At 66.1% G+C, this 12,491-nt stretch carries 14 protein-coding genes; 4 read left to right on the top strand and 10 right to left on the bottom strand.

What is annotated here, in order from left to right; genetic code table 11:
• Positions 1–45: 45 nt before the first annotated feature.
• The 5 genes from ACN2C7_RS13245 to ACN2C7_RS13225 form a co-directional block, all read right to left on the bottom strand.
• Positions 46–786, bottom strand: a complete 741-nt coding sequence (locus ACN2C7_RS13245) for a M23 family metallopeptidase (RefSeq protein ID WP_419317432.1) — start codon at positions 784–786, stop codon at positions 46–48.
• 92 nt (positions 787–878) lie between these two features.
• On the bottom strand, positions 879–1,100 hold the full coding sequence (locus ACN2C7_RS13240; RefSeq protein WP_419317431.1) for a DUF2093 domain-containing protein: 222 nt from the start codon (positions 1,098–1,100) through the stop codon (positions 879–881).
• A 27-nt stretch (positions 1,101–1,127) separates the two neighbouring features.
• Positions 1,128–2,645 carry an exodeoxyribonuclease VII large subunit gene (gene xseA / locus ACN2C7_RS13235; protein ID WP_419317430.1) on the bottom strand — a complete coding sequence of 506 codons (1,518 nt, stop codon included), beginning with the start codon at positions 2,643–2,645 and terminating at the stop codon, positions 1,128–1,130.
• 6 nt (positions 2,646–2,651) lie between these two features.
• Entirely contained in the window at positions 2,652–3,173 is a 522-nt protein-coding gene (locus ACN2C7_RS13230; RefSeq protein WP_419317429.1) for a hypothetical protein, read from the bottom strand.
• Between the two features lie 64 nt (positions 3,174–3,237).
• A complete protein-coding gene (locus ACN2C7_RS13225) occupies positions 3,238–3,768 on the bottom strand; it encodes a GcrA family cell cycle regulator (RefSeq protein ID WP_419317428.1) in 531 nt (176 codons plus the stop codon).
• 237 nt (positions 3,769–4,005) lie between these two features.
• Here ACN2C7_RS13225 and ACN2C7_RS13220 point away from each other — a divergent pair, with 237 nt between their 5' ends.
• The 4 genes from ACN2C7_RS13220 to ACN2C7_RS13205 all read left to right on the top strand — a co-directional run bounded on the left by ACN2C7_RS13220 (position 4,006) and on the right by ACN2C7_RS13205 (position 8,315).
• Positions 4,006–4,827, top strand: coding sequence for an ABC transporter permease (locus ACN2C7_RS13220; RefSeq protein ID WP_419317427.1), 822 nt, complete (start codon positions 4,006–4,008; stop codon positions 4,825–4,827).
• Positions 4,828–4,964: 137 nt separating this feature from the next.
• Positions 4,965–6,185 carry an aspartate aminotransferase family protein gene (locus ACN2C7_RS13215; protein WP_419317426.1) on the top strand — a complete coding sequence of 407 codons (1,221 nt, stop codon included), beginning with the start codon at positions 4,965–4,967 and terminating at the stop codon, positions 6,183–6,185.
• 62 nt (positions 6,186–6,247) lie between these two features.
• The gene (gene argF, locus ACN2C7_RS13210; protein WP_419317425.1) at positions 6,248–7,183 is read left to right on the top strand and encodes an ornithine carbamoyltransferase; all 936 of its coding nucleotides are present in this window, start codon (positions 6,248–6,250) and stop codon (positions 7,181–7,183) included.
• 223 nt (positions 7,184–7,406) lie between these two features.
• Positions 7,407–8,315: an Hsp33 family molecular chaperone gene (locus ACN2C7_RS13205; protein ID WP_419317424.1), complete on the top strand. Its 909-nt coding sequence runs from the start codon at positions 7,407–7,409 to the stop codon at positions 8,313–8,315.
• A 44-nt stretch (positions 8,316–8,359) separates the two neighbouring features.
• Here the strand turns inward: ACN2C7_RS13205 and ACN2C7_RS13200 are convergent, their stop codons facing one another.
• The 5 genes from ACN2C7_RS13200 to metZ form a co-directional block, all read right to left on the bottom strand.
• A complete protein-coding gene (locus ACN2C7_RS13200; RefSeq protein WP_419317423.1) occupies positions 8,360–9,190 on the bottom strand; it encodes a hypothetical protein in 831 nt (276 codons plus the stop codon).
• A gap of 134 nt (positions 9,191–9,324) precedes the next feature.
• Positions 9,325–9,978, bottom strand: coding sequence for a hypothetical protein (locus tag ACN2C7_RS13195; protein ID WP_419317422.1), 654 nt, complete (start codon positions 9,976–9,978; stop codon positions 9,325–9,327).
• A gap of 206 nt (positions 9,979–10,184) precedes the next feature.
• Positions 10,185–10,517 carry a helix-turn-helix domain-containing protein gene (locus ACN2C7_RS13190; RefSeq protein ID WP_419317421.1) on the bottom strand — a complete coding sequence of 111 codons (333 nt, stop codon included), beginning with the start codon at positions 10,515–10,517 and terminating at the stop codon, positions 10,185–10,187.
• 246 nt (positions 10,518–10,763) lie between these two features.
• The gene (gene apaG / locus ACN2C7_RS13185; protein WP_419317420.1) at positions 10,764–11,228 is read right to left on the bottom strand and encodes a Co2+/Mg2+ efflux protein ApaG; all 465 of its coding nucleotides are present in this window, start codon (positions 11,226–11,228) and stop codon (positions 10,764–10,766) included.
• Positions 11,209–12,393: an O-succinylhomoserine sulfhydrylase gene (gene metZ / locus ACN2C7_RS13180; protein WP_419317419.1), complete on the bottom strand. Its 1,185-nt coding sequence runs from the start codon at positions 12,391–12,393 to the stop codon at positions 11,209–11,211. Before metZ ends, apaG begins: the two co-directional genes overlap by 20 nt.
• Positions 12,394–12,491 lie beyond the last annotated feature (98 nt).

Genomic DNA, 12,491 nt, shown 5'->3' with positions numbered 1-12,491 from the left:
CTTCTGGATAGTGAGATCAGGGCTAATGGATGGTTTATTCTCGCGCTACGAGCGAGAGGCGTTGGCGCCGACCATCAGGGATGGATCGAGGTTGCGGCCTCGCCATTTCATGCGCCAGCACAGGTGCGGGCCCGTGGCGCGCCCTTCCTTGCCGACAGCGCCGATCATCTGGCCCTGTTCGACGAAATCTCCAGCCATAACAACGACTTTGGACAGGTGGAGATAGGCGGTGATCAGGCCCTGGCCATGATCGATCAGGATCAGGCCGCCTTCGAAATGCAGTCCGGTCTCGGCGAAAACGACCTGTCCGCCGGCTGGCGCGCGCACGGCCGTTCCCACCGGCGCCGCCAGGTCAACCCCAAAATGGGGACGCCGGGGCTCGCCATTGAGTATACGTTGGCCCCCGAAGCGCGCCGAGCGTCTCGCGCCCTCTACAGGCAGGATGAAGCCGGACCTGAAGGCGTCGAGGTCCGCGACGCTGTTGAAGCCCACGGCCTTGCGCTCGCCTTCGGCGGCGATGCGGGCCAGCAGGATGGGGTCGACGGGGGCGACCTGATCGGCGGGCAGGCCGTCGATGCTCTGGATGTTGAAGGCGCCCGGGGCGATGACCGCCTCGTGGCTGGCCGAGCCGTCGGCGGTGGTGACGGTGATGGTCACGACCGGCGGGGCGTCGCGGTCAAAGCCGACCACGAACCAGCCCGCTGCCGAGGCCAGGCCGACGATCTCGCCATCAATATCGAGGGTGGCAAGGGGCGCGGTGCGGCCGATGGCATAACCACCCTGCACGAACTTGCCCGATAGAGTCAGTCCGGGCGCCGAGGCCCAGGCCGTATGAGCCACTCCGCTGACGGCGAGGCCGGCCAGAAGCGCGCGACGGTTCAGGCGATCTTCTCTTGCCAGCGCTTCAGCGCCTCGGCGGGATTGGCATAGGCTTCCTGCAGCTCGGGGCTCCAGTAGCGCAGGGCGTCCAGCGGGACCTTGGCGCCGGTGACGGCGCACAGCACGAAACGGCCTGGCGTCATGACAGCGAATTCGCCGTCGCCATAGTGCAGCACGGCCAGGCCGTCGGATTTTCCAAGGTCGCGATCATAAGCGTTCATGAGGGTGTTCTACGCGAGAGAGGGGCCTCAGAACAGATCGCCCTGATCAGGTTTTGGTGTAGTCGGTTTTGGACGCACCGGTTTCAGGGCCGGCGGCGGCGGCGCATGCACTACGCCGTCGCCGTCGATCACCGCGTCGCGGTCGCCGTTCTTGAACTTCAGATTGACCCGCTCGCCGGCCAAAAGGTCGCTGGCCGAGCGCGCCAGGGCGCCGTCGGCCTTGCGCACCAGGGCGAAACCCAGCTCCAGCGGCCGTTCGGGATTAAGCGACTGGCGCAGCTTTTCCAGATTGGTCAGCCGGTCGGCGTCGCGCTGCAGGCGGCGCTTGCCTGCGTCGTTGAGGCGGCTCCACAGGGCGGGCAGGCGGGCGTTCTGGGCGATGCGCTCGGGCGCGCGATGGGCGGCCAGATCCATGCGGCGCGACAGGTCGCTCAAGCGGTCGGCCTTGACCTGACGCTGACGGCCCAGCGCCTGCGGCGACAGACGGGCGGTGACCCGCAGCAGGGCCTGGGCATGGACGGCGGTGTTGCGGCCCAGGGCCGCGTCGAGGCGGCCTGCGGCGATATCGAAGCGCTGCTGCGCCAGGGCCAGCAGGTCGGCGGGGCGGGGCAGGCCGCGCGCGGCGCCGACCAGGCGGGTGCGGCGATCCTCGATCAGTCGCGCGCCGCTGCGGTTGAGGCGGCGGTCATAGTCCGAGACCAGGACCCGCAATTCGCCCAGCACCGGCGTGGCGATCTCGGCGGCGGCCGTGGGGGTGGGCGCGCGGCGGTCGGAGACGAAGTCGATCAGGGTGGTGTCGGTCTCGTGGCCGACGGCCGAGATCAGCGGGATGTCGCTGGCCGCCACGGTGCGGGCCAGGGTCTCGTCATTGAAGGCCCAGAGGTCTTCCACCGAGCCGCCGCCCCGGGCGACGATGATGATGTCGGGGCGGGGGACCCGTCCGCCCGGCGTGATGGCGTTAAAGCCGCGAATGGCGCCGGCCACCTGTGCGGCGGCCTGATCGCCCTGAACGACGACCGGCCAGACCAGCACGTGGCAGGGCCAGCGGTCGCGGATGCGGTGCAGGATGTCGCGGATCACCGCGCCGGTCGGGCTGGTGATCACGCCGACCACGGCGGGCATCGACGGCAGGGGGCGTTTGCGGCTGGCCTCGAACAGGCCTTCGCCGTGCAGCTTGGCCTTCAGGCGCTCCAGCTGGGCCAGCAGCGCGCCGACCCCGGCGGCCTCCATGCTCTCGATGACGATCTGGTAGCGCGAGCCGGCCGGATAGGTGGTGATCTTGCCGGTGACGATGACTTCCAGGCCGTGCTCGGGCCGCACGCCGAGACCGCGCACGGAGCCTTTCCAGACCACGCCGTCGATGGCGGACTTGTTGTCCTTGATGGTCAGATAGACGTGGCCGTTGCCGTGATGGGTGACCTTCGACAGCTCGCCGCGCAACCGCACGTGGGAATAGCTGGTCTCCAGCGTGCGCTTGAGCGCAAAGGCCAGTTCCGAAACGGAATAGGCGGGCGCGTTGGAATCAGGGGCGGCGACGTCGGTCATGGCGCTTTAGATAGAGCCAAAATCCGTTTGGGGCGAAGTAGATGGGTCTGACGTGGTCCCATCTCCTCGCGAAAAGACCAAGGCTCCCACGAAGCCTATCGAGAGCAGCATCGAAAGGACCAACAGCGCCATCATCAGAAAGGCCGCCCCAACTGGGCCGGGGTCGTCGCTATCTGGCGACATGGCGACGAGCGCCATCGGCAGGGCGAATGTCACGATCCAAGCCGAGACCGGTAGCCAAGCCAAGCGTTTGCGGTAGCCGAGCGCGGTCAAGCGACGGGTGGTCAATTTCAACCATATCGAGCCGACGACCAGTTCACAGATCGCCAGCAGGCCAAAGCTGGACCAAGTGACAACAGCGCCAACCCGTTCGTAGGCCATCGCGTAGATGTCGGTTCCGACACCGTAGATGAAAGTCCCCAGAGACGCGCCAGCAAGGAGAGCCAGGCCAATAGAGTAAATTCCATAGAGCGGTGAGAAGCCGCTACTGCGGTGAAGGCGATTCTCTGGCTGTTTTCGCTTGGTCATGCGCACAGCATAAGGCCCTCCCCGACGAACGGGGAGGGCCGCATGAGAGACTTGTTCTTATGGGTTAGATGTAGCGGCGCAGCGAGCGGGCCAGTTCGGTGGGGCCGGCCTTCTTCTTGGATTGTTGCGGCTGGTAGGCCACCCGGGCGTGTTCGCCGCAGTAGGGGCCTTCCGACGAGCGACGGCCGCAGAAGGTGAAGCCGTCCGACGAGGGATCGCCGATTGGCCACTTGCACATGTGGGCGCCCAGGGTCAGCACGGTGGCCGAACCGGGTTGCTCGTCGCGATAGACGGGCAGGGTCGGGGGGGCGACGCCGGACGACACGATGGCTTGCGTCGGTGTGTGCTCGGGCGTGACGACGCGGCGCGGCGCGGACGGCATGGTCTGCGCGGCGGGACGGGCGGGACGCGGGGCCTTGAAGGCCGGACGCGCCGGTTGCGAGGGGGCCGCACGGCCCGAAAGGCCCAGGCGGTGCACCTTGCCGATCACGGCGTTGCGCGTAACGCCGCCCAGTTGCTTGGCGATCTGACTGGCCGAAAGCCCGTCCAGCCAGAGTTTCTTCAAGGTCGTGACCCGATCGTCGGTCCAGCTCATGCCCGTCTCCCGCCATTGATAGGGTCCGAGGCTTCCCCAAGCCTTGGGCCCTATATCTGGTGTTTTGACCACCCCGCCGGCGGTCGTCCTACCATATATCGTAAAGAAAACGTTAAACCACACAATGGGCGCCAAGTGGTCTGTCCACAGAAACTAGATATTGATTCGGAAAGGGTGCGACTTGCGCCCTGAGAGCCCAAAGCGCACATGCGTAAGGGAATTTTGGGACTCGGGTTCATGAGAGACATGGCAGACAGCGTCGTTCCGCCGCAGCCGCGCGATTATCACGGCTGGAACTGGAGCGGGTTCTTCACCCTCTATCAGCGCGAGATCCGCCGCTTCTGGAAGGTGGGCACCCAGACCGTGGCCGCTCCGGTGGTCACCACCTTGCTCTACATGCTGGTCTTCGTGGTCGCTGTCGGCCCCGCGCGTCAGGCGGTGGACGGGGTGAGCTTCGGACATTTCGTGGCGCCCGGCCTGATCATGATGGCCATCCTCAACAACGCCTTCGCCAATTCGTCCTCGTCGCTGATCCAGGCCAAGATGATGGGTCTGACGCCGGACTTCCTGACCCCGCCGCTATCGCCTCTGGAGCAGGTCTCGGCCTTCGCCCTGGGCGCGGCGACGCGTGGCGTGGTGGTCGGGGCGGTGACGGCCATTGTCATCGGCCTGCTGCCGGGCGCGGGCCTGGGCGTGGCCCACATCTGGCCGATCTTCTATTTCGGGATCGGCGCCTCGCTGATCCTGGGACTGGCCGGCATTCTGGCGGGCCTGTGGGCCGAGAAGTTCGACCAGCTGTCGGCCGTGACCAACTTCCTGATCATGCCGATGACCTTTCTGTCGGGAACCTTCTATCTGGTCGACAAGCTGCCCGAGCCGTTCCGGACGGCCAGCCACTACAACCCGTTCTTCTATCTGATCGACGGCTTCCGCTACGGCTTCATCGGCCATGCCGACGGCTCGATCCTGATCGGCGTGGTGACCACGGCGGTGCTGACGGTGGCGCTGTTCCTGTGGTGCTGGCATCTGTTCCGCACCGGGTATCGCCTCAAGACCTGATGGCGTGATCCCAGGGCTGCCAGCGCGCAATTTCACAGCACTTTCATTGACAGAGCGTCGTTCCACGGCGACAACCTGCGGCCTTCCGGTCCCCGTGCGAATAGCGCGGGGGCTTGTTTCCTTTTTGGGAGGCGGTCTTGACCAGCCCTACGTCTTCGAAGTCTTCGCAGCAGCACATCATGGGCGTCTACAACCGCGCCCCGTTGGCGTTTGAGCGAGGCCAAGGCGCGCGCCTGTTCTCGACTGACGGCGATGTGTATCTGGACTGCGTGGCGGGCATCGCCACCGACGGCCTGGGCCACGCCCACCCCGTTCTGGTCGAGGCGCTGAAGACCCAGGCCGACAAGCTCTGGCACGTTTCCAACATCTACCGCATCCCCGAGCAGGAAGAGCTGGCTGACAAGCTGTGCGCCCACAGCTTCGCCGACGTGGTGTTCTTCACCAACTCGGGCACCGAGGCGATCGAGTGCGCGCTGAAGACCGCCCGCAAGTACCACACCGCCAATGGCCAGCCCGAGCGCATCGAGATCTTCGGCTTCGACGGCTCGTTCCACGGTCGCTCCTATGCGGCGGTCAACGCTTCGGGCAATCCCAGCTATGTCGAGGGCTTTGGCCCGCGCCTGCCGGGCTACAGCCAGCTGACCTTCGGCGACCATGACGCCCTGAAGGCCGCCATCGCCCTGCCGACCACGGCGGCGATCATCGTCGAGCCCGTACAGGGCGAGGGCGGCGCGCGTTCGATCCCCGAGCACTGCCTGGTCAGCCTGCGTTCGCTTTGCGACGAGCACGGCGTCCTGCTGATCTATGACGAAGTGCAGTGCGGCATGGGCCGGACCGGCAAGCTGTTCGCCTACGAATGGGCCCCGGGCGGCGAGCCGCACATCATGGCCGTGGCCAAGGCCCTGGGCGGCGGCTTCCCGGTCGGCGCGTGCCTGGCCACCACCGAGGCGGCCAAGGGCATGACCGTGGGCGTCCACGGCTCGACCTTCGGCGGCAATCCGCTGGCCATGGCCGTCGGCAAGGCGGCCTTCGACACGATCAACACGCCCGAGATCCTCGACAACGTGAAGACCGTGGCCGGCTATTTCGTGCAGCAGCTGAACGGCCTGAAGGATCGCTTCCCGGACGTCATCGTCGACATCCGCGGCAAGGGCTTCCTGATCGGCATCAAGCTGATCCCGAACAACCGCGAGTTCATGGTCCTGGCCCGCGACGAGAAGCTGCTGGTGGCCGGGGGCGGCGACAACTGCGTGCGCCTGCTGCCGCCGCTGAACCTGACCATCGAGGAAGCCAGCGAGGCGATCGCCAAGCTGGAAAAGGCCTGCGAAGCCGCGCGCGTCAAGCTGGCGGCCGCCTGATCTTCACACTGTAAATCACCCGCTCCGGCGACAGCCGGGGCGGGCTCTGGGATTTGGCCGATATGACCACCCCCCGGCACTTCATCGATCTATGGAAGCTGGACGGCGCCACGCTGCGCCTGATGCTGGAGGACGCCAAGGCCCGCAAGGCCGCCCGCAAGGGCTGGGGCCAGGGCCGGGTCGATGCCGACGCGCCCGCCGACGGTCGCGTTCTGGCGATGATCTTCCAGAAGAACTCGACCCGCACCCGCTTCTCGTTTGACGCGGCGATCCGCCAATTGGGCGGCTCGGGGATCATCTCGACCTCAAACGACATGCAGCTGGGTCGCGGCGAGACCATCGAGGACACCGCCCGCGTGCTGTCGCGGATGGTCGATGCTGTGATGATCCGCGCCAACAGCCACGCCGATGTCGAGCGCTTCGCCCAGGTCTCGACCGTGCCGGTGATCAACGGCCTGACCGACAAGAGCCACCCGTGCCAGATCATGGCCGACCTGCTGACCATCGAAGAGCATCGCGGCGACGTGGGCGGCAAGACCATCGCCTGGGTCGGCGACGGCAACAATGTCTGCTCCAGCTTCATCCATGCTGCGCCGCTGCTGGGCTTCAAGCTGAAGATCGCCTGTCCGGCGGTCTATCATCCCGACCTGGTCGATCTGGCGCGCGCCCAGGACCTGCAAGGCCAGGTGAGCCTGACCGACGATCCCAAGGAGGCCGTGCGCGGCGCCGACGTGGTCGTGGCCGACACCTGGGTCTCGATGGGCGACACCGACCATGACGAGCGCCTTGCCGCGCTGGAGCCCTATCAGGTCGACGAGGCGCTGATGGACCTGTCGGCCCCCGATGGCGTGTTCCTGCACTGCCTGCCGGCGCACCGGGGCGAGGAAGTCACCGATGCCGTGCTGGATGGCCCGCGCTCCCTGGCCTGGGACGAGGCCGAGAACCGCATCCATGCCCAGAAATCGGTTCTGGCCTGGGCGTTTGGCGCTATCGGCTAAGGCGGGGAAGGGCGCCGGCCAGTGCCCGGTGGGGTTGAGCACTGGCCAGCTTTGCCGCCGCGTATGGGCAAAAGCGACGACCTCTCTGGGGTGATCCGACTCTCGACTCCCGACAATGGGCCTGACCCCTTGGCGTACCCATATTGGATAGGGTCCGGTCCCGTCGGGCGGCCACGCATCTAGGGGCTCGCATTTTCGTTGGAAGCTCCTATCTAACCGCCCCATGATCGACACCACCGCCATGCCCGCCCTCGACGACATCGTGTCCGCCTTCCAGATCGAAGGCCTGCCCGTGCGCGGCCGCCTTGTGCGCCTGGGCGCCGCCGTCGACGAGGTGCTGACCCGTCACGACTATCCAGAGCCCGTCGCCAACCTGCTGGGCGAGGCCTGCGCCCTGGCCGCTCTGGTCGGTTCCAGCCTAAAGTTCGAGGGGCGGCTGATCGTCCAGGCCCAGGGCGATGGCCCCGTGCGCTATGTGGTGGTCGACTACGACACCAGCGGCGGCCTGCGCGGCTATTGCCGCTTCGACGCCGAGGAGGTTGCCAAGGCTTCGGAAGGGTTCGTGCGCCCGGGCGCCAAGACCCTGCTGGGCGGCGGCGTGTTCATCATGACCCTGGATCAGGGCCCCGACATGGACCGCTATCAGGGCGTCACGCCCATTGAGGGCGAGACCCTGGCCCTGTGCGCCGAGCAGTATTTCCAGCAGTCGGAACAGACCCCGACCCGCGTGCGTCTGGCCGTCGGTCAGGCCGATAGCGGCGAGGGTCTGAAGTGGCGCGCCGGCGGCATCCTGATCCAGTCCATCGCCGGCGACGAGACGCGCGGCGAGACCAAGGAAGCCTGGAACCACGCCCAGGCCTTCTTCGAAACCACCGGCGAGGACGAGCTGATCGACCCGACGATCGATTCGCCCACCCTGCTGTGGCGGCTGTTCAACGAGGACGGCGTGCGTCTGATCGAGGAGAAGCCGCTGCGCTCCTTCTGTCGCTGCACCGACGACCGTATCGCCGTGGTGATCCAGTCGTTCACCGAGGCGGAAAAGGCCGAGATGGTCGAGCCCGACGGCAAGATCCACGTGACGTGCGAATACTGCTCGCGGGTCTATGCGGTGGATCCGGAAACGGTGGGCTGATCAAAAAGGACGCCGCGCCGCCATGAAGGCGGCGCGGGCCTTGTTCAGGGGTGTCCGCCGATCGCCAAGCCAGGGGCGTGCGGGTCGCTGCCAAGATGGACCTTGGTCGGCGGCGGCGCGTTGGGATCGAGCGTGTGAACGATGCTCGCGGTCGCGCCGAACTTGCTGGCGACCTCGTGCACGGCTACGTCGGCGTTGATCACGACGTCATCGTCTGCCTTGAGCGCGATATTGACCAATGCCGGATCGAGGGGCGGCGCGTCCTTTGCGCGGGCCACGACGACGTGAACCTCCAGCGCTTGGGACAAGAGGTTTCGGGCGAAGTGTGCTTCGATAATCCTGTCGTCGCTTTGCAGGCCCTGCGCGGGTGGCAGGCTGGATGTTGTCGTGGCCGTCACGGTCGTCGTTCCATTCACGGTCCAGGTCGCTGACCGCATGGGCGGCGCGCTGGGCGTGCTGGTGTCGATCAGATCACCCTGGAAGTAGAGATCCAGCAGATAAACGCCGGCCGCGCTGACATTGTTGAAGCCCGGGGCGTCGGACATCGAGAAATTGCAGCCCGTCGCCTGGGCGGGCGTATAGCTATCGATAGGATCGGCCGGACAGGTGCGATGGCCATAGGCCGTGCAGGTCGCTAGGCAGCCGTCTTCCTTGTAGGCGATCGTCGACATTGGATCGCCGACGCAAAGATAGTGGGTGAGCTGGGACCCATTGACCACGAACCGGCCCCTCACATACTGGCGATACTCGCCGTTCGAGCAGGGGGCGCCGCCGAACACGGCGGTCGTGCCGAAGGTCGCGTTGAATTTCCCGTTGTTCAGGGTCGGGGCGATGTTGCCGGTGGGTGGATTGTAGGAAACGACATTGACGGGCATTTGCGTGCTCCGAGGGTGTGGCCAAGCTTGTCGCTGGCCGAAGGTTTGTGGGGGGCATGACGGGTCGCTTGCTGGCTCAAGCGACCCGCCCGCCAGGCAGCGGTACGGGGGGTGGGGACACCCCGTCGGCGCTGTTAGCTGTAGGTGACCGAGAAGGCGCCGTTGGCGGCCTGGACGACGGTCGCGGTAGTTTGCGGCAGACCGGTGAAGTCGATCGTGGCGATCTGGTTCGAGGTCGACGAATAATCGATGACCTGACCGGCCTGATAGAGCTGGTCGGCGACGTAGAACTTCACGACCGGCGTGATGTTGTAGATCTCGTTGGGCAGGGCGGCGAAGCTGGCCACCGGGCTGGGGATCAGCGAGCCGTTGGAGCTGGCCAGGCCGAGCACAAAGTTGTTGGCCGGCGTGAAGTCGGTGGTGGTGGTGATCGAAAACGACCCGTTCTGGGCGGTGCCCGGGCTGGTGATCGGACCAAAGCCCGTGGCGCCGGTGTTGGTGAAGGCCACCGTGTCGGTGGTGGCAGTGTTGACCTGCTTGGTGCCGCCGGAGTCGATGATCGTGGTGGGGCTCAGCTGAGCCGCAGCCTGCGACCAGTAGGCATAGGTCGACTGGGTGTAGACGACGGAATCCCAACCGCCGTCGGTGATGTTCTCGAAGGTCGCCCAGGCGTTGGTGTAGACGGGCACCGTGCCGCCGTTCGACGTGACCACGGGTTGAGCCATGAAGGCCACATAGCTCTTGTTGGCCTGAGCGTTGTTCAGGATCTTGATCGTATAGGTCGCCATTGCGCCAATTCCTCTAGAAGCGTTGCTGTTTGAGGTCGGACAAAAGGGCGAAGGACCTGATTGGCTGAGCGCCTCACAGTGTCCCCGTCGTTCCTCCGACGAAGCAACCCTAGGACGATAATTTTTTGTTAACACCTGTGGCGTGTTGCGCCTCGCGCAACTGGCGCGTGCACTTCTTGCGCCGGGCGCAAGAGCGATCTGCGGCGTCAGTCGGTCGGGGCGATGCTCTCGAGGAAGACGACCAGGTGACCGCGCGCCGCCGCGGGAAGGCGGCGGCCGACCAGGATCAGGTCGGCCTCTTCAGGATGGGGAGGGGTCGTCTTGTGGCGGTCCATGTCGCCGCGGCCCAGGATCAGCCAGTCCAGGGAGACGTCGAGCACCTCCGACAGGCGTACGGCGTTGTCGAGCGTCATCGCGCCGTCCTTGCGCCAGCGACTGATGGCGCTTTCATGGACGCGCAGGTCGAGGGCCAGGGACAGCATCTTGGTGATGCCGCGGCCCTTTATGGCCTCGCTTAGCCGTTCCCCCCGGGACGCCATGCGTACGATCGATCCTTGGGTCTAAGGTCTTTCGAACGTCACCCACCGCCATAGGCACCGCATGATGTAAGCGGAAAACGGGCCCTCACGGCACGGAATACATTCCCTGATTGTATTGCGGGGAAGGGCGCGCGCGGCTCGGCGTCGAGCGATCGCCGTTGGACGCTGGCGCGATGGGGCAGGGGCGAGCCGTTGGCCGGCGCCGCGTCAGGCAGCGCCTAGAGGTGACTTTGGCGCCCGTCGTGATCAGTTGTAGCGCCGCGCGGCGCCTGGCAGGTGCAGCGAGAACTCGGGGATCTCGGCGTCGAACACGTCGCCGCCCTCGGTCATCATCTGGTAGCTGCCGCGCATGGCGCCCGACGAGGTCGGCAGGGGGCAGCTGGAGACGTAGCGGAACGCCTCGCGGGCCTTCAGCTCGGGCTGCTCGCCGACCACGCCAGAACCCTCGACCTCGTTGCAGCGATTGAGCGCATCGGTGATCGCCCAGCGGCGGGCGACCAGATGCACCGTCTCGGCGCCGTGGTTTTCGATCTCCACCGTGTAGGACCACAGATAGAGGCCTTCCTCGGGCGCGGATTCCTCGGGCAGGTAGACGGGCGCCACGCGCACGACGATGTCGCGCGTGCGGGCTTCATAGATGCCGCCATCGGCGCCGCGACGCTTGCGGATCCGCTGCAGCGGAGGGGAGGTTTCACGCCTGGTCGAGCGCACGGGTCACATCTCGCGTCAGATCGGCAAGGCTTTCGAGACCCACCGACAGGCGCACGCCGCCTTCGGTGACGCCCAGGGACGGACGTTGGTCTTCGGGCACCGAGCGGTGGGTGGTTGTCGGCGGGTGGGTGGCCATCGACTTGGCGTCGCCCAGATTGTTGGAGATGTCGACAATCTCCAGCGCGTTCAAGAACTTGAAAGCGGCTTCTCGGCTGCCCAGGTCCAGGGCCACCACGGTGCCGCCGCCCGTCATCTGCGACTTGGCGACGTTGTGGCCCGGGTGGTCGTGGCGGAAGGGGTAGAGCACCTTCTGGGTCTTCTTGTGCTCGGCGATCACATTGGCCAGGGCGAAAGCCGTCTCGGTCTGGCGACGCACGCGCAGGTCCAGCGTCTCCAGGCCCTTGACCAGCACCCAGGCGTTGAACGGCGACAGCGACGGGCCGGTATGGCGCAGGGCGTCGCGGTAAAATTCCTCGTTGATCGCCTCGCTGGTCAGGATCGCGCCGCCCAGCACGCGGCCCTGACCGTCGATGTGCTTGGTGGCCGAATAGACCACGATATCGGCGCCCAGCTTCAGCGGTTGCTGGAAGATCGGGGTGGCGAAGACGTTGTCGACAATGACCTTGGCCCCGACTGCGTGGGCGATCTCGGAGACGGCGCGGATGTCGGTGATCTCGAGCACCGGGTTCGATGGCGTCTCGATCAGCACGGCCTTGGTATTGGGCCGCATGGCCGCTTCCCAGGCCTTGGGATCGGTGGCGTCGACGAAGGTGGTTTCCACACCGAAGCGCGGCAGCCACTCAGAGATCAGCCAGCGGCACGAGCCGAACAGGGCGCGACCGGCGACAACGTGGTCGCCGGCGCGAACCAGGCCCATCAGAGACATGTTGATCGAGGCCATGCCTGTCGCCTGGGCGCGGCAGACTTCGGCGCCTTCGAGCAGGGCCAGGCGGTCCTCGAACATCTTTACGGTCGGGTTGTTGAACCGCGAATAGACGAAGCCCGGGTCTTCGCCGGAGAAGCGGCGGTCGGCGCCCTCAGCGCTGTCATAGGTGAAGCCCTGGGTCAGGTAGAGCGCCTCGGCGGTCTCCATATACTGCGACCGGGCCAGCCCCCCGCGGATCAGCTTGGTCGCGATGTCCCAGTCCTTCGGGTCCTCGGCCACGGGGCGTTCCTTCTTCGGCGCGGAAAAGGCCGGCATAAGGGGTTCAGAGCCCCGCACGGTCAAGGCGGAGCGGCCTGATTTCAACATCAGAATTGCCT

Origin of the sequence: Caulobacter sp. ErkDOM-E (assembly GCF_048541895.1) — a bacterium.
GTDB lineage: Bacteria > Pseudomonadota > Alphaproteobacteria > Caulobacterales > Caulobacteraceae > Caulobacter.
This window is presented reverse-complemented; position numbering and strand designations above follow the sequence as displayed.

Bases quoted from the DNA above. Each gene is read 5' to 3' on its own strand.
- ACN2C7_RS13240 (WP_419317431.1), bottom strand. From the start codon at position 1,100: ATGAACGCTTATGATCGCGACCTTGGAAAATCCGACGGCCTGGCCGTG.
- xseA (WP_419317430.1), bottom strand. From the start codon at position 2,645: ATGACCGACGTCGCCGCCCCTGATTCCAACGCGCCCGCCTATTCCGTT.
- ACN2C7_RS13230 (WP_419317429.1), bottom strand. From the start codon at position 3,173: ATGACCAAGCGAAAACAGCCAGAGAATCGCCTTCACCGCAGTAGCGGC.
- ACN2C7_RS13225 (WP_419317428.1), bottom strand. From the start codon at position 3,768: ATGAGCTGGACCGACGATCGGGTCACGACCTTGAAGAAACTCTGGCTG.
- ACN2C7_RS13220 (WP_419317427.1), top strand. From the start codon at position 4,006: ATGAGAGACATGGCAGACAGCGTCGTTCCGCCGCAGCCGCGCGATTAT.
- argF (WP_419317425.1), top strand. From the start codon at position 6,248: ATGACCACCCCCCGGCACTTCATCGATCTATGGAAGCTGGACGGCGCC.
- ACN2C7_RS13205 (WP_419317424.1), top strand. From the start codon at position 7,407: ATGATCGACACCACCGCCATGCCCGCCCTCGACGACATCGTGTCCGCC.
- ACN2C7_RS13200 (WP_419317423.1), bottom strand. From the start codon at position 9,190: ATGCCCGTCAATGTCGTTTCCTACAATCCACCCACCGGCAACATCGCC.
- ACN2C7_RS13195 (WP_419317422.1), bottom strand. From the start codon at position 9,978: ATGGCGACCTATACGATCAAGATCCTGAACAACGCTCAGGCCAACAAG.
- ACN2C7_RS13190 (WP_419317421.1), bottom strand. From the start codon at position 10,517: ATGGCGTCCCGGGGGGAACGGCTAAGCGAGGCCATAAAGGGCCGCGGC.